Here is a 20,872-nt window from a genome sequence, read left to right as displayed (position 1 = left end):
CCTCGCGGTGCGCGTACAGCGCGGACGCCTGCGCGGCCGCCCGCGTCGCGTGGGCCGCCGCGCTCAGCGCGGTGGCGGCGGTGGCCGAGGCGAGCGCGTGGTGCCCGAGCGCCCCCACGTCGCCGGGCCGTACGGCCTCCAGCGCGGCGAGGACCTTCCCGTGCATACGGGTACGGCGCAGCCGCGGGATGTCCTCGTACAGGGTCTCGCGGACCAGCACATGGGCGAACCGGACCCGTCCCGGGCGCGGCTCCTCCAGCAGGCCCGACAGCACGCCGGCCTCCAGTCCGTCGAGCACGGTCTCCTCGTCGGCGCCCGGCATGGCGACGAGCACGTCGGTGTCCGCCTCCCTGCCGAGCACGGCCGCGGTGCGCAACGTCGTCTGCGCCGTCCCGGGGAGGCGCGCCACCCGCCGCCTGATCAGGTCGCGCACGCCGGGCGGCAGCGCGTGCGCGGCCGACGGGCCGTCCACCGCGAGCAGCCGCGCCGTCTCGGAGACGAACAGCGGGTTGCCCCCGGTCCTTTCGGTGATCGTGCGGGCCGTGGCCGGGCCGACCTCGACTCCGGAGCGTTCCACGAGCAGGCGGGCCACCTCGTCCTCGGCGAGGCCGCCCAGCGTCACGTCCTCCGCGGCCTGCACGGCGAGCGCGGCCCTCGTCGTCACGAGGTCGGCGCCGGCCTCGGCCGGGCGGTGCGTGAGCAGGACGAGGACGGGCGTGCCCGCCAGCCGGACCGCGAGGTGGCGCAGCAGCTGGAGGGTCTCCTCGTCGGCCCGGTGGACGTCCTCCAGCACGATCAGCAGCGGTGCGGAAACGCCTTCCAGATAGTCGCCCACGGCTCTGGCCAGCCAGAACTGGCCGACCGGCACGGCGTCGTCGGTCAGCAGGGGCGCCAGCCGCGCGGCCGTCTCCGGCGGGGGCGGCGTGGTCGCCGCCAGGTCGCGCAGCACCTCGCTCCACGCCCACGCCGGCGGCACGCCGCCCGTCGTCTCGGGGCAGCGGCCGACGACGGCCCGCCAGCCCTGCTCCGTCAGGTGGCGCACCAGGGCGTCCGCGAGCGTGCTCTTGCCTGCCCCGGCGTCGCCGCCGAGCCACGCGATGCGGAAGCCGTCCCCCGCCTGGGCCGCCGCCGCGACGAGCCGGCCCAGCTCCCCCGTACGGCCGACCATGCGCGAGGGGGCGGGCGGACGGGCGCGCACGGGCGGCGCGACCGCCGGCGGCGGCGCAACCGGGGCGGCCGGGGTCAGGCCGAGCGACGGAGGCCGGACGACCGGGGCCGGATCGAGCGATGGGGCCTGCGCGAGGATGTCGGCCTCCAGGCCGCGGAGCGCGGGCCCGGGGTCCACGCCGAGCTGGTCCGCCAGCAGCGCCCGGGTGCGGCGCAGGGCCGCCAGCGCGTCGCCCTGCCGTCCGGCCCGGTAGTAGGAGAGCGCGAGCAGCCGGACGGCGTTCTCACGCAGGGGGTGGGCGGTCACGTGGCGCTCCAGCTCCGGGATCACCTCGGCGTGGCGGCCGAGCGCCAGCCCCGCCTCGGCGCGGTGCTCCACGGCGACCGTCCGCAACTCCTCCAGGTGGACGACCTCGGGGACGGCCCACTCCTCGTCGGCGAACTCGGCGTACGGCCGGCCTGTCCACAGCGACAGCGCCTCGTCCACGGCGTCGAGGGCCTCGGCCGGCCTGCCCTGGACCAGAAGGGCGGCCGCGGCGTCGACCAGCCGGGGGAACCGCCAGGCGTCCACCTCGTCCGCGTCGAGCGCGAGCCGGTAGCCCGGCGGGACGCTCACCAGCACGCGGGCCGGGGTCCTCGGCGCGCGCCCGGGCTCCAGGACCCGGCGCAGGTTGGAGACGTACACCTGAAGCGCCGCGAGCGCCCGGGGCGGGGGCTGGCCGTTCCACAGGTCGTCGATGAACCGGTCGGTGGACACCACGTGCCCCTGCGCGCACACCAGCCGGGCCATCACGGCGCGTTGGAGGGCCGTGCCGAGGTCGGCGGGACGGCCGGAGATCTCCGCTCCGATATGCCCTAAAACCCGGACTCGCACGGGAGAAGCATAGGCCGGAAAGCCGGATTTACGCCCGAATCAAACGCGGCCGTCAGGCCGGGTAATGGTAGTAGCCGAGCAGATCGTCGAGCCGGGACACGTCGTCCATCCTGATCCTGGTCCCGGTGGCGAACGCGTTGATCATCTTGCCGCCGCCGATGTAGACGCCGACGTGATGCGTTTTGCGGGACGTGCCGTAGAAGACGAGGTCCCCCGGCTGGGCGACGTCCACCTTGCGCAGTCTCCTCAGATGGTCGTCGGTGTTGCCGCGGCCCAGCACGTCGTCCCCGAACGCCTCGTCGTAGACCCAGCGGGCGAATCCCGAGCAGTCGAGCCCGCGCGTGCGGGCCGCGGGGCACGGGCGGATCGCGCCGTGGTAGCCGAGGCAGGTCCCCTTCGACGGGCCCGGGCGCGACGCGTGCCCGCCACCCCAGGAGTACGCGACGCTCCCCTGGCTGGCGTACGCGATCTGGACGACCCGGGTCAGCTCCCAGTTGAGGGGCGCCGACCCCGCGGCGAATGCGAGCAGCACGCCGCCGAGGACGAGATGGCGCCGATTTACCCCCATAAACCGTGACAATAGCTCTCTTGCGTACGAGATGACGCCGGGGAGTCGCATTACCACGCGGCGGCCTTTACCTTCCCCTCTCGACGGCCGATCGACGCTCCGGAGGAACGTTGTTACTCTGAGTAAGAGAGGGCTTGTCCCGCATTTTGTCTCGGCGTTTGCACGACGCGCACGGCGAAGCGCTTCGCCGGTCCGCCATCAGGCGGCCGCGGCGAATTCGGCGCGTCCACGGAAGGCGAAAGGGAACCACCGTGGAGACGTGGACGATAAGGATCCCCGCGCACAGCAGGTGGGCGGTGCTCGCGGTGCACGGCGAACTCGACATCCACGCCGTACGGCGCCTCCGCGAGCCTCTGATCGGGCTGATCGAGAGCCACGGCCCGTGGCTCGTCCTCGACCTGAGCGAGGTCGGGTTCATCGACACGACCGCGGTCGGCCTGCTCGTCCGGCTGGTGCACCATCTGCGCGACCGCAACGGAGACCTCGCGCTGGTCGCGCCGCGCGGCCAGGTCCTGCGGATCCTGCGCTGGACCAACCTGACCTGCCTGTTCCCCGTCTTCGACTCCCTGTCCGACGTCCTCGCCGACGCCGGCCGCCGTTAGCGGTCACGGCGCGGGGGCGAGCGGGGACGTGGCCTCGCCCAGAACGGTCCATGAACCTTTCACCTGTCTTGACCGGCCGGAGCACGCGGGATTGCGGCGGTGAGGGAAGGGCCACTCCCGGGAGGTGGGCCGACCATGACCTCGTCCGCACGTCACGGTCTCAGGGGCCTGTCGGTGCTGCACGACCCGCTGCTCAACAAGGGCACGGCCTTCACCCGGGAGGAGCGGGCAGAGTTCGGGCTCGACGGGCTCGTCCCGCCCGCCGTGGAGACGCTGGACCAGCAGGCCCGGCGGGCGTACGCCCAGTACCGCGCCCAGCCCACCGACCTGATGAAGAACGTCTACCTGGAGGCCGTACGGGACCGGAACGAGGTCCTGTACTACCGGCTGCTCGGGGACCACCTGCGCGAGATGCTGCCGATCGTCTACGACCCCACGGTGGCGCGGGCGATCGAGACGTACAGCACCGAGTACCGCAGGCCGCGCGGGGTGTACCTGTCGATCGACGAGGCGGACGGCGTCGAACGGGCGTTCCGCAACACCGGCCTCGGGCCCGACGACGTCGACCTGATCGTGGCCTCCGACGCCGAGGAGATCCTGGGCATCGGCGACTGGGGCGTGAACGGCGGCGCCGGGATCACGGCCGGCAAGCTGGCCGTCTACACGGCCGCCGCCGGCGTCGACCCCGGGCGGGTCATCCCCGTCGCCCTCGACGTGGGCACCGGCAACGAGCGACTGCTCGGCGATCCCGCGTACGTGGGCAACCGGCATCCGCGGGTGCGCGGGGAGGCGTACGACGCCTTCATCGACGCCTACGTCCGGATGGCCACCCGGCTCTTCCCCGGCGCGATGCTGCACTGGGAGGACTTCGGCCCCTCGAACGGCCGCCGGATCCTGGAGCGCTACACCGGGCACATCGCCACGTTCAACGACGACATGCAGGGCACCGGCGCGATCGTGCTGGCCGCGATGATCGGCGCGCTGCGGGCGGCGGGGACGCGGATGCGCGACCAGCGCGTCGTCGTCTTCGGGGCGGGCACCGCGGGCATCGGCATCGCCGACCAGCTGCGCGACGCCATGGTCCGCGACGGCCTGAGCCACGAGGAGGCCGTCCGCCGGATCTGGCCCGTCGACAAGCAGGGCCTGCTCACCGACGACATGGACGACCTGCGGGACTACCAGCGGCCCTACGCCCGGCCCGCGTCGGAGACGGCGGGCCGTCACACGGGCCTCGCCGAGGTCGTGGACCGGGTCGCGCCGACCATGATGCTCGGCACCTCGACCGCGCACGGCGCGTTCACCGAGCCGATCGTGCGGGCGATGGCGGCGGCGGTGGACCGGCCCGTCATCTTCCCGCTCTCCAACCCGACCGAGCGCATCGAGGCGATGCCCGCCGATCTGCTGCGCTGGACGGACGGCCAGGCCCTTATCGCGACCGGCATCCCGGTCCCGCCGGTGACGTACGACCGCGTCACCCACTCCATCGGCCAGGCCAACAACGCGCTGCTGTATCCCGGGCTGGGGCTCGGGGTGATCGTGTCCCGGGCCCGGCGGGTCAGCGACGGGATGCTGCACGCGGCCGCCGGGGCCGTCGCCGGGATGGTGGACGTCTCGGCTCCGGGCGCCTCGCTGCTCCCCCAGGTCGACGACCTGCGGGAGGTGTCGGCGACGGTCGCGACCGCGGTGGCCGAGCAGGCGGCCCGGGAGGGACTGGCCCGCGCCGACCTCAAGGACCCGGCGCGGCAGGTGCGCGACGCGATGTGGCGGCCGGTCTACCGCCCGCTCCGGGAGGGATGACCGTGGCCGGACAGACCCCGCCCCGCGTGCGCGACGTCCCCATCGGGCTGCACACCACCGGGACCCGCACCGAGACCGACTCCCTCGGCGCGATCGAGGTGCCCGCCGACCACTACTGGGGCGCGCAGACTCAGCGGTCCCTGATCCACTTCTCCATCGGGGACGACCGCATGCCCAAGGCCGTCTACCACGCGTACGGCTATATCAAGAAGGCCGCCGCCCTCGTCAACGCCGAGACGGGCAGGCTGCCGCGGTGGAAGGCGGACCTGATCGCCCGGGTGGCCGACGAGGCGGCCCGCGGCGACCTCGACGGGGAGTTCCCGCTGTACGTCTGGCAGACCGGTTCGGGCACCCAGACGAACATGAACGTCAACGAGGTGATCGCGAACCGGGCCATCCAGCTGCTCGGCGGCCGCCTCGGCGGCAAGGACCCGATCCACCCGAACGACCACGTCAACATGGGGCAGTCGTCCAACGACACGTTCGTCGCCGCCATGCACATCGCCGCCGTACGGGCCGTCACCGGGCGCCTGCTGCCGGCGCTGAAACGGCTGCGCGGGGCCGCCGAGAGCAAGAGCCACGAGTGGGAGCACGTCGTCAAGATCGGCCGGACCCACCTGGAGGACGCGACCCCGCTCACGGTCGGCCAGGAGTGGTCGGGCTACGCCGCCCAGCTCGCCGACGGCATCGACCACCTCGCGGCCACGCTGCCCGGGCTGTACCGGCTGGCGCTCGGCGGCACCGCCGTCGGCACCGGCCTGAACGCGCCGCCCGGCTTCGGGGAGAAGGTCACGGCACGGATCGCCGGCCTCACCGGGCTGCCCTTCACCACCGCGCCCAACCCGTTCGCCGCCCAGGCGTCCTGCGACGCGCTCGTACGGGTGTCCGCTGCCGTCCGGGCGCTGACGGCGCCGCTGTTCAAGTTCGCCAACGACATGCGATGGCTGGGGTCGGGACCGCGCGCCGGCCTGCACGAGCTGGTCCTGCCGTCGAACGAGCCCGGGTCGTCGATCATGCCGGGCAAGGTCAATCCGACCCAGGCCGAGGCCATGCTGATGGTGGCCGTCCAGGTCGTCGGCAACGACACGGCGGTCGCCGTCGCAGGTGCCGAGGGCAACTTCGAGCTCAACGCCTTCCGGCCGGTCATCATCGCCAACGTCCTGCACTCCGTGCGGATCCTGGCCGACATGGTCGACCACTTCCGTACGTACCTGGTCGAGGGCGTCACGCTCGACATGGACCGGCTCACCGAGGACGTCGAGCGCTCGATCATGCTGGTCACCGCGCTCAGCCCGGTCATCGGCTACGACCGGGCCGCCGCGATCGCCCACCGCGCCCTCGACGAGGGCCTCACCCTCCGCGAGGCCGCCCTGCGGTCCGGCGTCAGCGAGAGCCTGTACGACAGCGTGGTCGTGCCCGAGCGCCTCACCCACCCCGGCGTGCCCGGTTCAAGGTCTGGTCATGATCCGTACGGCGGGGCGGGAGGGGTGTGACCCGGGCTCGGATGCCGGGTATGCACGCGAACGTCACGTGTTCCCTGATCTGAGCGGGCCAGAATGACTCGGCGATGTGAATGTGAGGCGGTCCACCGCCACGGGACCGCGCCGGACCGCCGCGCGGCCCGCGGTGCGCGGCGGACGGCGCCGGCCGTGTGCGCCCTCCTTACGGCCCGCAGGGCGCGACGGACGGCGCAAGCCGTGTGCGCTCTCCTCGCGGCCCGCGGTGCGCGGCGGGCGGCGCTGGCCGTGTGCGCTCTCTTCGCCGCCGGCCTTGCGTCGCTCTGGCAGACGCCCGCCCACGCCGCCGCGGCCGGGAACGGGGACCACGGGCCCATCTACCTGTCGACCGGCAATGGCAGCAACAACCAGAACGAGCCGCGCGTCTTCAGTTCGACCTGGAACAAGGGCATCCAGGTCGTCTCGGTGAACGGCAAGAACACCGCCATCGAGACGTCCTTCTGCCGCAGGCATCCGCGCCTGTGCAAGATCAACCAGAACATCTGGTTCCAGGGCCGCTGACCCGCCGACTGCCGTCGCCTGAAAGAGAACGACAATCAGACGAATCTGATTGTCAAAACATTGAAATCCTTACGCACCCTGAGTAGCTTCATTCCCGGGGCTTGTCGATCTCCGTCAGAGGGGGAACCGGGATGAGCGACGTCTCCGCGGTGCTGATCGAGGCGCGCGGCCTGAAGAAGGTGTACGGCAGGCCGGGGGACAAGACGGGCTTCACGGCCGTCGACGGGATCGACTTCCAGGTGCGACGCGGTGAGGCGTTCGGAGTCCTCGGCGCGAACGGGGCCGGCAAGTCGTCGACGATGCGCATGATCGCGTGCGTGTCCCCGGTCACCGAGGGGAGCCTGCGCATCCTCGGCTGGGACACCGGCAGGGACGGGGCCAGGATCCGGGCGCGGCTCGGCGTCGTCCCGCAGGACGACACGATCGACAGCGAGCTCACCGTCCGCGAGAACCTGCTGATCTACGGCCGCTACTTCGGGCTGTCGTGGAAGGTCCTGCGCGAGCGGAGCGCCCGGTTACTGGAGTTCGCCCGCCTGACCGAGAAGGCCGGGGACGCGGTGGCGACGCTGTCGGGCGGCATGCGGCGGCGGCTCACGATCGCCCGCGCGCTCATCAACGAACCCGAGATCGTGCTGCTCGACGAGCCCACGACCGGGCTCGACCCCCAGGCCCGCCACCTGCTCTGGGAGCGGCTGTTCCAGCTCAAGCAGGACGGCGTCACCCTGCTGCTCACCACCCACTACATGGACGAGGCCGAGCAGCTGTGCGACCGGCTGGTGGTGATGGACGCCGGCAAGATCGTGGCCGAGGGCACGCCCGCCGAGCTGATCGCCCGCCACACCATGCGCGAGGTGCTGGAGCTGCGCTTCGCCCCCGGAGAGCGGCAGGTGATGATCGAGAAGTGCCGCGGCCTGGCCCAACGCATCGAGGAACTGCCGGACCGGGTGCTGCTGTCCACCGACAACGGCGAGGAGACGCTGAGCGCCGTCCACCGGCAGGGCGTGCAGCCGCTGACGGCCCTGGTCCGGCGATCCAGCCTGGAGGACGTCTTCCTCACTCTGACCGGCCGCTCCCTCCTCGACTGACCTCCCGCCTCCGCACCGATTCCTTCCGACCCGATCCCCCGGCGACCGTCGCGAGGAGACATGGACACACTGGCCAGGGCGTTCTCGGCGCCGGCGTTCCGCGAACTCGGCTACTGGCTGTTCCGGTACCGGCGCACCTGGCGCGGCTCGATCGTGATCAGCGTGGGCAACCCGCTGCTCTTCCTGACGGCGCTCGGGCTCGGCCTGGGGAAGCTGGTCGACCACGGGAACAGCGCGTACCTCCAGGGCCACTCGTACCTGACGTTCATCCTGCCGGGCATCCTGATCGCCGGGGTCATGCAGACCGCGTTCCTCGAGGCCTCCGGCCCCGTGATGCAGGGCGCCCTGCCGCGCGGCAGCTACCGCGCCGCCGCCTCGACCCCGCTGGAGCCGGCGGGCATCCTCTACGGCCACCTCATGTACTGGACCCTGCGGGCCGCGCAGAACGCCGTCCTGTTCACGTGCGTGAGCATGCTCTTCGGCACCGTCGACCCGGCCAGGGCCCCGCTGCTCGTGCTGGTCGCGATCCTGGTCGCGGTCGCCTTCGCCTCCCCCGCGGCAGCCTGGGCGGTCACCGTGACCCGGCCCTCCCAGATCAACGCGATGTTCCGGTTCGTGGTCCTGCCGCTCTACATGTTCTCCGGCACGTTCTTCCCCATCGAGCAGCTGCCGGACTGGCTGCGGCGGCTGGCCTGGCTCACGCCTCTCTGGCACGGCGTCGACCTCGGGCGCACGGTCGCCCTGGGCACGGCGACGACGTCCGGCGTGCTGGTCCACCTCGCCTACCTGGCCGTGATGGTGGCCGCCGGCCTATACGTGGCCCGCCGCACCTACCGCCGCAGGCTGTACGTCTGAGAAGAAGGAGCACTCATGACGGCGATGCCCGTCGGCGCGCCCACCGGCCGCGCGTGGACGATGGTCGAGCGCAACCTGCTGATCTACCGGCACACCTGGCCGGTGCTGCTCGCCGAGATCTTCGAGCCCATGCTGTACCTGGTGGCGTTCGGCGTCGGCGTCGGCCTGCTCGTGGGGGACGTCCCCGGTCTCGACGCCTCGATCTCCTATCCGCGGTTCGTCGCCCCGGCACTGCTCGCCACCGCCGCCATGAACGGGGCGATGAACGAGACCACCTTCAACATGTACGGCAAGCTCACCACGGACAAGACGTACGAATCGATCCTCACCACGCCCATGTCGGTCCGCTCGGTCGCGCTCGGCGAGGTGCTCTGGGCGCTCGTCCGCGGGTCCGTCGTCGCCACCGTGTTCCTGGTCGTGGTGAGCGTCTTCGGCCTGGCCGAGCTGCCGGGGGCGCTGCTGGTCGTCCCGGGGGCGCTGCTCATCGGCTTCGCGTTCGCCGCGCTCGGGCTGCTGACCGTGACGTTCCTGCGGAGCTGGCAGGACTTCCAGCTGATCCAGCTGGTGATGCTGCCGATGTTTCTGTTCGCCACGACGTTCTTCCCGCTGGACGTGTACCCGCGGCCCGTCCAGGTGCTCGTGGAGGTCCTCCCGCTGTACCACAGCGTGGAGCTGATCCGGGCCGCCTTCCTCGGCACGGGCGGCGCCAACCCGGTCGTCGCCGTGGCCTATCTCGCCGTCCTCGGGACAGTGGCGCTGGCCGTCGCCGTCCGCCGTCTGGAGAACACCCTGCGCCCGTGATCCCAGGTGTGCCCCGACCATGCGGCAGCCCCGCGGTGCTCCGCGGGGCTGTCGTGACGCGCAGGGGCCGGTCGATACCGCTAGTCGCCGGAGGAGTCGCCTCCGCACGACTGCAGATCCCAGCGCGCGGTGCGATAGCTGTAGCAGTAGGTGCAGTCACCCCTCTGCACGCAGTCGGCGGCCGGAGTGAGGGCGTGCCGGGCGGTGGATCCTCCCGGGCCGGAGGCGTGTGCCGTGGCGGACATGGTTCCGCCCGCGAGGAGCGACGACGCCGCCAGCGCGACGGTGAGGAGTAAACGCTTGAGCATCAGAGATCACTCCCTGAGGGTGAGGACCGGACGACCAGCGTCGGTTCCGGGGCTCGGGATACGCCGATGCGGCGCCGAACATTACTCACACTAATCGCGGCGACCGAGGAATTCCCCCAGCCGGCGGCAAAACATTACATTTGCCGCTTAACTACATTTATGTCGTCATCCGCAGGCCCAAAGAAACGCGGCATCGCGCTCCGGTTCCCCTCCTCCTGCCGTCGAACCACGGATTCAGAGCGTCCGCATGGTTCCCCGGCTATTCGCGCCGGGCGCCACAGGGAGGGAAAGTAAGAGGAAAAGAGTTCGCGCCGAGCCTCAGCAACAGGTGTCCTTGGCCGCGGTCACCGTCTCGCCCGCGGTCACCGTCTGGTCCGCCGCGTCGTCGTTCGCGCAGCACACGGAGTCGGCCTCCTTGGCGAGGACGTCGGCGTCGGCCTTGACCACGTACACCTCCCACGGCTCGCGGCCGGGGCCGTGCACCCAGACCTTGTCCTGGAGGCCGTAGCAGCAGGTGGTGTCGTTCTCCTCGAAGGTCGCCAGGCCGGCGCGCTTCAGCCTCTCGGTGGCGGCGGTGACCTGGGCGGCGTCCTCGACCTCGACGCCGAGGTGGTCCATCCGGGTCTCCTCACCCTCCGCGCCCTCCAGGAGGACGAGCTTGAGCGGGGGCTCGGCGATCGCGAAGTTGGCGTAGCCGGGCCGCCGCTTGGCGGGCTCCACGCCGAACAGCTTCGAGTAGAACGCGACAGAGCCTTCCAGGTCGGCGACGCGCAGGGCGAGCTGGACACGGGACATGGGTTTCTCCCTGGGCCGGTCGGGCCGTTCTGTTTCGATGGCCGTCTAATCAGAAGCAGTTTGCGACCTTAACTAGATATGTGTCAAATTAGAAGCGTGTCGAAGCAAGAGCTGCCGATGCCTGTTGCACGCCGCTGGGCCGCGCGCCGCTGTCCGGGAGCGAGGCCGCCGGGCTCGCGCCGCTGTTCAAGGCGGTCGCCGATCCCGTACGGCTGCGCCTGCTGTCGCTGATCGCCTGCCACGAGGGCGGTGAGACGTGCGTGTGCGACCTGACGGCGGCCTTCGACCTCACCCCGCCGACGATCAGCCATCACCTCAAGGTGCTCAAGCAGGCCGGGCTCATCGGCTCCGAACGCCGGGGCACCTGGGTCTACTACTGGATCAACCCCGCCGCACTGACCCGCATGTCGGCCCTGCTCACGCCCGCGTCGACGGGCTTCGCCGAGACGGTGTGACATGACGACCGAGGACGAGGTGACGGAGTGGCTCAGGTCGCGAGCGATACCGCTGAACGGCCTGACACCGGGCACCGGAACCGATGACCTGGCGCCGTTCCGCGTCGCGCTGGACGGCGTGCGGGTGGCGGGGCTCGGTGAGGCCACGCACGGCAGCCGGGAGTTCTTCCTGATCAGGCACGGAATGCTGGAGTTCCTGGTCGAGGAGCTGGGCTTCACGACGCTCGCGGTGGAGGCCAGCGCTTCGGCTTCCCGCGCCGTGGACGACTACGTGCAGGGCGGCTCAGGCGATCCGGTCGAGGCGCTCGCCGGGCTGGGCTTCTGGACGTTGCACACGGCGGAGATGCTGGCGGTCGTCCAGTGGCTGCGCGAGCACAACCGCACAGCCTCGCGGAAGGTACGGTTCGCGGGAATCGACCCGCAGCATCCGGCGGCATCGCTGGACGCCCTGCGTACTCACCTCGGCGATGACGCGCCGGCCCTGCTCGACCCCCTCGCTCCCCTCGCCGGCAAGCGCCTGGGCGTCGGCCCACCGCTCGACCGGCGGATCGAAGCCGACGCCCGCCGCGTGGAGGACTTCCTGGCCGGCGTCTCCCTTCCGGATGAGGCGCTTGCGCATGCGCGGATCGTGCACCAGAGCGCCGACCTCGCGAGCCGGCCGCTCCGGCACCCCGACCCCGCACAGACCGTGAGCGTCGCCCGCGACCGCTATCTCGCCGACAACGTGGACCTGCTCCTGACCGACCCGGACGCCAGGGTCGCCCTCTGGGCGCACAACGGTCACATCATGAAGGGCGACCACAGCGGCGGGTCGGTGCCCACGATGGGGTCGCACCTCAGGCAGCGCCACGGCGAGGCGTACTACGCACTCGGCGTGCTCTTCGGAGCGGGCCGGTTCCGGGCCCGCCGGCGACGATTCGGAAAGGTGGACCCGGCCACGCCCCCGGTCACCTTCCGAGTCCCGCTCGTCCGGAGATCGACGACCGTGGAGGCTCGCCTGGCCACCGCTCGTCCGGGTGATCATGTGATCGACCTGCGGAGCGGTCCACGGCCGCAGACCGTGACGCGGTGGCTCGGCGAACCCCTCCGGATGCGCAGCTATGGGGGGCTGGTGAGGCGGCTCGTCTACAAACGCAGCTACATGCCCACGGTGCTCGCCGAGCATTTCGACGGCATCGCCTTCGTGTTCGAGACCACCGCCTCCACCCCTCTGTAGATGCTCAAAGGTCGAGAGCCAGCGTGGCGAGGCGGCGGGCGATGCCGTTGGTGTCGGTGGCCTGCACGTTGCTGAGCACGACCACCTGGATGTCGTCATTGGGCAGGTACATGTTGCTCGCCGCGTATCCCTGGAAAAGACCCGGATGGTACCGGAGCGGGTGTCCCTGGAGCTGGTCGACGAGCCAGCCGAAGGCGTACGCGCTCGACGGCAGGTTGAGGCAGCCGCCGGAGGGACACGCCGCCTGCGGCGTGAACGCCAGCTGGACGGTCGCGGGTGGTGCGACCTGGTATGAGCCGAACGCCCGATCCCAGCGGGCGATGTCATCGACGGTGGAGTAAAGGCCGGTCGCGGAGAACAGCTCGGAGCCGTTGAGGCGAGGGGCCGGTGACCCGACCGTGTAGTAGCCCTTCGCGTACCCGTCCGGCGGGTAGCTCCTACTGTAGCCGGTGTGCTTGAGGTGCAGCGGCCCGGTGATCTCCTCGCGCAGGACGGTCCCGTACGGCTTGTGCGTCACCGCCTGGATGATCGCACCAGCCAGGACGTAGCCGGAGTTGGTGTACTTCCAACTGGTGCCGGGCGGGAAGTCCAGTGGCAGGTTCACGAACTGCTGGATGAGTTTCTGGGGCGTGGTCGGTCGCGTGATGTTGGCGAGGTAGCTGGGCAGTGTCTCGATGTTGGGGATCCCCGAGGTGTGTATGAGCGTCTCGCGGACCGTGATGGGAAGCCACGCTGTCGGGCAGGCACTGATGTATGACGGGACGAGATACGGGCAGATCGGGTCGTCCAGGTTGAGCAGCCCGCGGTCGCGCAGTTTCAGCACGATCATCGAGGTGAACTGCTTGGTGACCGACATGACCCGGTAGACCGTGTCCGGCCGGTTGGGGATGCCGTTCTTCTCGTCGGCCTCGCCGGAGGCGAACCGCGCCAGCACCTTCCCACGCCGCATCACCAGCACCGAACCGGTGAACTTGTTGTTCGCGGCGAGATCCTGCAGGTAGGTGCGCATGGCCTCCGAGGTCTGGCCGCCCTGCGGGTCCGATGTGAACTGGCTCGTGACGTTCTGATCGTTGTAGTCACTCGCGCTCGCGTCCGTCTTCTGCCAGTCGTACGGCAGAGCCCGCGAATCCGTCTCGCCCTTCTGCGCCGGCGTGAGGACGAGGCTGACGTCGCGGAGCAGGTTCTGATGTTGGCCCTCCCGCTCGTGATCCGACTGCCACTGCTTGCCGCGATGCCCGGCGCGATGGCGCCCATGCGCTCGGTTCTGGCCCGGCCCGTCGCCGCCGACGCCGATTACGACGGCGCCCCCGGCGGACGCGGCGATGGCGGGAGTGTCCACGGGTACGGCCCCGCCGGTCACTGCGGCACTGAGCGCAAGCAACCCGACAAAAATAGGACGCTTGGCCACTTTCTCCCCCATGAAATGTACCACTATCCCCGAAATTCCGACATTTCCGGGAATCGACCTAGTCTCGGTCGAGAGCGCCCGGAAGACCATTCTTCTGGGGGTGTGCTTTCCGTTCGCCGACGCCACAAACAGCGGACGGCCCGGCTTTCCCTGCGCATATCCCTTTGTTAGCGATCCTCGACGCCAACTGCCGGGAATTACGTCATGGGCGGTGTTATAGCGGGAAATCGCGCGTTATCTCCAGCGCGCCAGCCGGACGGTCGTCGGACGGTGCCGCGACAGCCCGAGCTCTCCGAGCCGGAGAGCCCCGGGGTTCGGGGCGGAGCCCCCGAGATCTTTTCGCCTCATGCAGTCGCCGTGTCGGCGGTCCGCCAATGATCCACATCACCGGATGTGAGTAAGGGTCCCCAACCGTGGCTCCCGTAGGGAGACCTGGCGAAGAACTGCGCAGGCGGAAGAATCATGTTGTACCGACCGGCGATCTGCTCAACCGCGGCCAGGTGGCCGAGAGTTCCGTGGTCGTCGACGGCGCCGTAGAGGTTGGCGTAGACGATTTCCGTGGTGTGCTGGACCAACTCGTAGAGGTCCTCGGGAGCCACGGCAGCACGGTTGCACTTCTCCACCAAGACGGCGGGCATCGGGCCACCGAGAGCCATGGCAACGAGATCCGGCCCCGACTCCTCCCATGCGCGGAAGTCGTCAGCCGTGACAGTGGGTAGCCGCCACAGGTGGTGAATCAGCTCGTCAATGCTTCCATCCTGGACGCCTGTCCGCGTCAGCCACTCCTCGAGAGTCCGCAGTGCGGCTGCGAGACGCGCATGCACCGACAGCACTGAGTAGGACGAAGACCTCGGTGGATCCTGCCCCACACCTCCTGTCCCCACTTCTCTCTCCTCCTCCGTCCTGCTGTAGCCCCTTCGGTGTCCGGGACTCCGTACGTCAGCGTTTCTCCTGCTGGGCACCGCCGCCACGGCAGACGCCGGGGCTCTGAGTGTCACTTGCCCTGAGCGGCGGCAGTCCGATTGCTGTACGGGACCGGCTTTCGGGTGGCATGGAGGAGCTCGCCGGTCTTCCGAGCGGTCCGCGGAGCAATGCTTAGAGGTCGTCTCATTTGGCCAGTCGGCGGTAGCAAATGAACCCGGCTAGCTGAGCACTCGCGGCGACGCGCATACGACGTAGGGCCCTAGCCTCGTATGCCGGTCAAGGGTGGCGGCGACACACCACGCCGGCCGTTTTCTGCTGAGCCTGGGGCGCCGCCTCCTGCAAGGGCGAACTGTGAGCGACCGCTGGCGCCCTGGGCGGTCGTGACCTGGGGCATCGACCGAGTTCATCTCCGCCTCACTCTTGTGAAATGCACCCTTCTCTGGTGGTTCCGGGGAGTTTGCCACCATACGAGGCTGCCGTATTCCTGATCAACAACTCAGTGGCCTGCCCCCAAAGGATTCCCCTTGAAGCGCATTCTCGCCTCCGGCGCTGCCTTGACCACGGCTCTGGTGGCCGCCGCCATCGGCGTCCCGGCCGGTGCCGCATCGGCACAGGATCTGTCACATCCCGCTCAGACGGGTCCGCACTACTACACAACGAAGACCCCGTACGCTCCGCAGGAGCGGATCGGTTCCTACCAGGCGCCGCCGAAGGGCTTTGCTCCCGTTTTCGCCGAGAACGTCGTCCGGCACGGGTCGCGTGCCATGAGCGACGGCGACGACGGCGACGCGGTGCTCGCGGTGCTGCAGACCGCGCAGTCACAGAGCGCGCTGACCAAGCTCGGCGCGCAACTCGCGCCGCAGGTACAGGCGCTGCTCGCCGGCGGGTCGTCGATCGGTTTCGGCAATCTCGCCGGTCGCGGCGTGCAGGAGCAGCAGGGGATCGCGCTGCGCATGGAGCGCCGCATGCCCACACTCTTCTCCACCATCGCCGAGGATAAGGAGCCGATCAAGGTCGTGACCTCCGGCGTCGACCGCGCGGTGGCGAGCGCCAACGCCTTCACCAGCGGCCTTGCCGCCGGTAACTCCGCGGTGGCCGGGTTGATCCAGGCTCCGGTGACCAACAAGGATCTGCTGTACTTCCACAAGCAGCCGCAGAACGCGGACTACCAGGAGTACGTGGACAATGACCCCGATCTGGCCGCGGTCCTGGCCAAGATCGATGGGGAGCCGGCCACCGCGAAGTCGGCCGCGCACGTCGTCTCGCGCCTGTTCACCCCCGGCTTTGTCGCCACGATGTCCGGCGACGACCAAATCTCCTTCGCACGCTCGCTGTACGCGCTCTACAGCGCGGTGCCGGCCCTGAGCGTCGAGGCGCCGAACGTCGATCTCGACGCCTTCCTTCCGGCCGAGGACGCCCGCTGGTTCGCCTACCTCGACGACGCCGAGGAGTTCTACACGAAGGGCCCGTCCTTCAGCGGGCGCACGATCACCTATGACATGGCCGGCGTCCTGCTCGACGACCTGTTCGCCAAGGTCGAGGCCAAGGCCGACGGCACCGATGACACCGGGGCGGTGCTCCGGTTCACCCACGCCGAGGAGATCCAGCCACTCGCGGTGCTGCTCGACCTGCCCGGCAGCACCAAGGCGGCGACGCTGGACCAGCCGTACAGCTACCAGAACAACCCCTGGCGCGGCGAGAACGTGGCTCCGATGGGCGCGAACATCGAGTGGGACCTGTACGCCAGGACCTCCCACAACGGTCACAATGGCAAACCGACCGGCAGCGCGAAGGGCGCCGACTACCTGGTGCGGATGCTCTACAACGAGAAGGAGACCGCCTTCAAGCCCTCCTGCAAGCCGATCAGCAAGGGCAGTGCCTTCTACGACCTGAACGAGTTGAAGCGCTGCTTCGGTAAGGCCTGACGCACGGCCCAGGTCGGCGTTTTCCGGCACCGGCCACACGTGACCACGAGCCCTCCACCGCGTTGATCGTCCGGTGGAGGGCTCGTCGTGTTCGCCGGTCCCCGAACTCACTCGCCAAACCAACTGATCCAAGGGCACACCAGAGACCAGGCCGACTGACGCCGACGCGCATACGACGGCGAGCCCCCGTAGATCTCCGTGGACGACCATGAACGGCCGGACACACCGTAAGAGGCCCGCCGCCGCGTTTCCGCTGGTGACGGGCCTCTTAAGCAGGAGTTCCCCGTGATGCTCTGCGGCGGCGGCACACGAGCCGGATGGAGATGGTCGTGGTGGGAAACGTCACCTTCACCGGCCGTCCGGCAGGACCTGACCGATCGCCGTTCATAGGCACTCTCGACCAGATCATGGACGACATCCACACGGCCGCGGAGGCGGGCGCAGACGAGCTCATCGTGGATCTGAACCTGCAGGGCTGGTCCACCAGCACTCGGCAGATGCTGGAGACGGCGGTGGAGATCCGCGAACGGGCCGCGGCCTCATGAACGATGTCGTAGTCGTTCTCAGTGTGCTTCTGCGGCGGTCTCGGGAATACGCCTGGTTGTCTTTTCCGGTGATAGACCGGTGTGATTTCCGGCGAAGGCCAGGATGTCCGCCGCCAGGGCGCGTTCTTTGCTCGCCGGAAAGGCGGCGTGGGCGGTGTCGGGTTCTCGACGCATGAGAACCGGCCGGTCACTGGTGGTGGCGTTCTGGAGGGCCGCGCACATTTTGGTGACGTGGGACTCTCCGGTCTGCAGATCGGTTACCGCGCCGGTGAAGAGGAATGCGGGATAGGGGGTTTCGGACGCGACGTTGTGGTAGGGGGAGTATGAGAGTAGCCATTGGAGTTGTTCGGGTTGGGAGGCGGTACCGAATTCGTCGGTCCATGTGCATCCCAAGCCGAAGTGTTCGTAGCGCACCATGTCACACAGCGGGGCTTCGGCGATGACCGCGGCGTACAGGTCCGGCCGCTGTGTGGCGGCGGCGGTGACCAGCAGTCCACCGGCGGATTGGCCATAGATCGCCAGTTGGTCGGGGGTGGTTCGACCGGTCGTGATAAGCCAGGTCGCGGCGTCGTTGAAGTCGCTGACCGCGCGGTGTTTGTGTGGTCCGCGACCGGCGTCGTGCCAGTGTTGGCCTTCCTCGCCGCCTCCGCGTACACAGGCGACGGCGTAGGTGCCGCCGGCGCCGACCCATGCGGCGGCCATGGGAAAGAACCATGGGCGCATCGGCATGCCGAAGCTGCCGTAGCCGTAAAGAAGGGTGGGGCGGGGGCCCTGATGTTCTTCGGCCGGGGTGAACAGGAACAGCGTGATCTCGGTACCGTCGCCGGCCTGATAGCGAACGCTGCGGCTGCGGATATCTGGAGTATGTCCGGCGATCGTGGCGCCGGTTTCCTGCTCCGTTTTCCCGCCGGCGGCGTCGTAGCGATAGATGGTGGGGGGCGTGGTCGCGTCGCAGTAGCTGAACCACGCGTGACGTCCATGCGGGAGGTTCGCGCGCAGGGACGACACGACGCCGGCACCGGGAAGGGGCAACTCGGTGAGCAGGCGGCCGCTGGCCAGGTCGTGCAGTGTCAGGGCGGAGGTGCCGTGGCGGGTACGCGCCACCAGCAGGAGGGGCTGCGGAAGTGCCGGGTCGTCCAGGACCACACACTCGTCCAAAGGGGCCTGGGGATCTTCGGCTACCAGCGTGTGCCATGAAGCCGGGTCTGTGTCGTACCGGTGCGCCATGCAGACGCGGCCGCACGGGGCCTGGTAGTCGGTGACCAGCAGCAGATCGCCGTCCGCGAGGAAACGAGGGAGAACACGGGCACGTATGGTCGATCCGTCCACGATCTTGACGAAATGCAGGGATTCCGGATCGAGGAGTTCCGCCACGTACACATCGTTGTGTGAGGCGGGCCCAGCCGTCGCTGTGATCGCCAGATGACGGCCGTCGGCGCTGACCGTGAGCCCGTAATAGTGGTCTGGGGCATCGTCGCCGCCGAACACCACCGTGTCGGCCTGCCAGGGCGAACCGATCCGATGCAACCTCACCCGCCGGTGCAGACGCATGTCGTCTGAGGCCAGTTCCTCATCGGGAACACGGCTGACGTAGTAGAACGCATCCCCTCCAGGCAACCAGGCAAGCGAGGTGTTGCGGGCGCGCGGCAACGGCCCGTCCACCATCTCGCCGGTACGCACGTCCAGCACCATGATGTCGCTGCCGGGCTGCTCGGCGATCTCCATCTGCACGGCCACGCGTTCGCCTTCGCGCGACGGCCACCAGGTGTACAACCCGGTATGGCCGGACGGATCGATCTCTACCGGATCGACCAGCACCCGCCTGTTCCCCTCGGCGTCGACGACGAGCAGGCGCCGTTGCTCATCCCCGCGGAGCTGCTCGGCGAGGAACATGACCGAGCCGCGCGCCATCGGAGGCTCCACGACGCCGAAGGATGACACCTGGTCCATCAAGGACGCCCATGATTGCTTGTCATGCCATCCGGTGCGACAGGTGTGGAAGAGGCGATCTTGGGCCGCGGCCCAGTCCTGTACGGACGCATCATCGCCGTCTTCCAACCACCGGTAGGGATCGGAGACCGGGAACCCGAACAGATCCTCCACCACATCGCTGCGCCGAGCGGCAGGGTAAGGCAATTGCGCCACGAACGCCCCCAATTCATCGCCCCGCCTGACATAGGTCGAGGTACTGCGGCCTTTACGCACCGCAGTACCTCGGCTCACTCAGTTACGACTGGCCACGCAGAATGTCGGCCTGCCAGCCGCGCGGGCCCCCGACGCGAGGAGCCGGACTGGAATCGCGATACGGTAGGTGTCCATTCATTTCGGCCTCCCGAATGAGCCGATTCGCCCCGGCATGGGCGATTACGAGAGTGGTGTCCCCTCGGCTGCGATCGATAAACAGAGGCATCACTCCTCGACGCTGAGCGCCGATCCTCCTGCATCCTCGGCGCACGCAGGGCGGGTAACCGGCCGGCCCTACTGGGTATTCTCTTGCTAACTTTCATGCACGAAAATAAGGCGTCCTGGTATGCCCTGTGCAGATTAAACTCGCGCGAAAGTAAATCTGTACCTGTCCAGATAGATCACCTGGATGGACCGAGCGACGGCCTCACAGCACGTCGAGCCGGACCGCCCCCGCCGGAGGCATCGGTCACCGGGTTCGGCGTATCTGTAGTGCCAGCTCGCCGATGTTCACGGGCTGGGCGGTGTCAACACGGTGGACAGGGCCGAGAGCGAGTGGCTCTGCTCGGCGAGCCCATTCGTCCCACTGCTGATCATCCGCGGGGGTGGCGCCGTGGATGGGGTGTCGGTCGGCGGATCGTTTCTCGTATCGCTGACGCGCGAGGGGCACCGGGACGTCGCACCATACCTCCTGCACATCGGTGACTTCTACGCTCTCCAGGCCGGCGACGACGACCGGTCGCAGATTCGCCAGCCATGGACTCTCGAGCACCGCACCGTGCTTCGCGTCGGCGAGGAGCGCCCAGAGCGTTTCCCCCGCCGCGGCGCCGAGTTTGTGGCTCCATTGCCGGTCGGTCATGCCTGGCGGTGCGGTGACACCGAGTGTGTCGGCGAGTGATTCCTTGATGCGGTCCTTGCTGAAGAGAGGCAGGCCGAGAGCGTGGGCGAGGCTCCTGGCGAGGGTGGTCTTACCCGAGGCGGGCAGGCCGTTCACGAGCACGACGAGCATTCGGCGATGGTAGGTCATGACGCCGACCTTGCCGGCGTATCCGCCTCCTACCTCGCCGGTCGTCCGGCAGGGCGCCGAGCCGGCGAGGAAAGAACGCTCGACCTGTGGATACCGGTACGGCAAGCACTATTAGGGCCTCGACACTCCACTCTCAGACGCAGCCACCCGAAAAGGATTACGCCGACGATACGCAAAGATGTCGGAGAATACCTCCGCCTTGGGGAGTCGCTGATGTGGAGTGCGGTTCGCAGAATTTCGTCGCTGCTTGTCTGCCTGCTACTGCTCGGAACCGCACTGCGCACCTCAGCGGCTGGGCCGCCGAGGTGACGTCCCCTC

Annotated in this window: 19 protein-coding genes; 11 read left to right on the top strand and 8 right to left on the bottom strand. The window is 69.2% G+C overall.

Features of this window, described 5'->3' with window-relative positions:
• Positions 1 to 2,041, bottom strand: a 2,041-nt coding sequence (locus tag MPTA5024_RS19800; RefSeq protein WP_232326544.1) for a BTAD domain-containing putative transcriptional regulator, incomplete at its 3' end; no start/stop codon positions are given.
• A 52-nt stretch (positions 2,042 to 2,093) separates the two neighbouring features.
• Positions 2,094 to 2,609, bottom strand: coding sequence for a C40 family peptidase (locus tag MPTA5024_RS19795; RefSeq protein ID WP_051458372.1), 516 nt, complete (start codon positions 2,607 to 2,609; stop codon positions 2,094 to 2,096).
• A 251-nt stretch (positions 2,610 to 2,860) separates the two neighbouring features.
• Here MPTA5024_RS19795 and MPTA5024_RS19790 point away from each other — a divergent pair, with 251 nt between their 5' ends.
• From MPTA5024_RS19790 to MPTA5024_RS19760, 7 genes are all read left to right on the top strand, one after another.
• Positions 2,861 to 3,211 (top strand): STAS domain-containing protein, encoded by a 351-nt coding sequence (locus tag MPTA5024_RS19790; RefSeq protein WP_036325584.1) that lies wholly within the window; start codon positions 2,861 to 2,863, stop codon positions 3,209 to 3,211.
• 135 nt (positions 3,212 to 3,346) lie between these two features.
• On the top strand, positions 3,347 to 5,008 hold the full coding sequence (locus MPTA5024_RS19785) for an NAD-dependent malic enzyme (protein WP_036325582.1): 1,662 nt from the start codon (positions 3,347 to 3,349) through the stop codon (positions 5,006 to 5,008).
• Between the two features lie 2 nt (positions 5,009 to 5,010).
• On the top strand, positions 5,011 to 6,501 hold the full coding sequence (gene fumC, locus MPTA5024_RS19780) for a class II fumarate hydratase (RefSeq protein WP_232326543.1): 1,491 nt from the start codon (positions 5,011 to 5,013) through the stop codon (positions 6,499 to 6,501).
• 204 nt (positions 6,502 to 6,705) lie between these two features.
• Complete coding sequence (locus MPTA5024_RS19775) at positions 6,706 to 7,026, top strand: hypothetical protein (protein ID WP_036325580.1); 321 nt, start codon at positions 6,706 to 6,708, stop codon at positions 7,024 to 7,026.
• A 131-nt stretch (positions 7,027 to 7,157) separates the two neighbouring features.
• A complete protein-coding gene (locus MPTA5024_RS19770; protein ID WP_036325578.1) occupies positions 7,158 to 8,111 on the top strand; it encodes an ABC transporter ATP-binding protein in 954 nt (317 codons plus the stop codon).
• 60 nt (positions 8,112 to 8,171) lie between these two features.
• Positions 8,172 to 8,966, top strand: coding sequence for an ABC transporter permease (locus tag MPTA5024_RS19765; protein WP_036325575.1), 795 nt, complete (start codon positions 8,172 to 8,174; stop codon positions 8,964 to 8,966).
• Positions 8,967 to 8,981: 15 nt separating this feature from the next.
• A complete protein-coding gene (locus MPTA5024_RS19760; protein ID WP_036325571.1) occupies positions 8,982 to 9,767 on the top strand; it encodes an ABC transporter permease in 786 nt (261 codons plus the stop codon).
• An 80-nt stretch (positions 9,768 to 9,847) separates the two neighbouring features.
• On the opposite strand, the gene MPTA5024_RS19755 is transcribed toward MPTA5024_RS19760, so the two are convergent.
• Positions 9,848 to 10,075: a hypothetical protein gene (locus MPTA5024_RS19755; RefSeq protein WP_036325568.1), complete on the bottom strand. Its 228-nt coding sequence runs from the start codon at positions 10,073 to 10,075 to the stop codon at positions 9,848 to 9,850.
• 318 nt (positions 10,076 to 10,393) lie between these two features.
• On the bottom strand, positions 10,394 to 10,870 hold the full coding sequence (locus MPTA5024_RS19750; protein WP_036325565.1) for an ArsI/CadI family heavy metal resistance metalloenzyme: 477 nt from the start codon (positions 10,868 to 10,870) through the stop codon (positions 10,394 to 10,396).
• A 134-nt stretch (positions 10,871 to 11,004) separates the two neighbouring features.
• Between MPTA5024_RS19750 and MPTA5024_RS19745 the strand changes: the two genes are divergently transcribed.
• Complete coding sequence (locus MPTA5024_RS19745) at positions 11,005 to 11,325, top strand: ArsR/SmtB family transcription factor (RefSeq protein WP_036325563.1); 321 nt, start codon at positions 11,005 to 11,007, stop codon at positions 11,323 to 11,325.
• A 1-nt stretch (position 11,326) separates the two neighbouring features.
• Positions 11,327 to 12,541, top strand: a complete 1,215-nt coding sequence (locus MPTA5024_RS19740; protein WP_036325561.1) for an erythromycin esterase family protein — start codon at positions 11,327 to 11,329, stop codon at positions 12,539 to 12,541.
• 4 nt (positions 12,542 to 12,545) lie between these two features.
• Here MPTA5024_RS19740 and MPTA5024_RS19735 read toward each other — a convergent pair whose 3' ends face one another.
• Positions 12,546 to 13,949: a serine hydrolase domain-containing protein gene (locus MPTA5024_RS19735; protein WP_198167237.1), complete on the bottom strand. Its 1,404-nt coding sequence runs from the start codon at positions 13,947 to 13,949 to the stop codon at positions 12,546 to 12,548.
• A 344-nt stretch (positions 13,950 to 14,293) separates the two neighbouring features.
• Positions 14,294 to 14,911: a hypothetical protein gene (locus tag MPTA5024_RS19730; RefSeq protein WP_157099566.1), complete on the bottom strand. Its 618-nt coding sequence runs from the start codon at positions 14,909 to 14,911 to the stop codon at positions 14,294 to 14,296.
• A gap of 486 nt (positions 14,912 to 15,397) precedes the next feature.
• On the opposite strand from MPTA5024_RS19730, the gene MPTA5024_RS19725 reads away from it, so the two are divergent.
• Both MPTA5024_RS19725 and MPTA5024_RS19720 read left to right on the top strand, forming a co-directional pair.
• A complete protein-coding gene (locus MPTA5024_RS19725) occupies positions 15,398 to 16,798 on the top strand; it encodes a histidine-type phosphatase (RefSeq protein WP_036325557.1) in 1,401 nt (466 codons plus the stop codon).
• Positions 16,799 to 17,127: 329 nt separating this feature from the next.
• The gene (locus MPTA5024_RS19720) at positions 17,128 to 17,343 is read left to right on the top strand and encodes a hypothetical protein (protein ID WP_198167236.1); all 216 of its coding nucleotides are present in this window, start codon (positions 17,128 to 17,130) and stop codon (positions 17,341 to 17,343) included.
• Between the two features lie 18 nt (positions 17,344 to 17,361).
• Here MPTA5024_RS19720 and MPTA5024_RS19715 read toward each other — a convergent pair whose 3' ends face one another.
• Positions 17,362 to 19,548, bottom strand: a complete 2,187-nt coding sequence (locus MPTA5024_RS19715; protein WP_198167235.1) for a prolyl oligopeptidase family serine peptidase — start codon at positions 19,546 to 19,548, stop codon at positions 17,362 to 17,364.
• A gap of 448 nt (positions 19,549 to 19,996) precedes the next feature.
• Positions 19,997 to 20,536: an AAA family ATPase gene (locus MPTA5024_RS19710; protein WP_036325551.1), complete on the bottom strand. Its 540-nt coding sequence runs from the start codon at positions 20,534 to 20,536 to the stop codon at positions 19,997 to 19,999.
• Between the last annotated feature and the right edge of the window lie 336 nt (positions 20,537 to 20,872).

Source organism: Microbispora sp. ATCC PTA-5024 (genome assembly GCF_000511135.2).
Lineage (GTDB): Bacteria > Actinomycetota > Actinomycetes > Streptosporangiales > Streptosporangiaceae > Microbispora > Microbispora corallina.
This window is presented reverse-complemented; position numbering and strand designations above follow the sequence as displayed.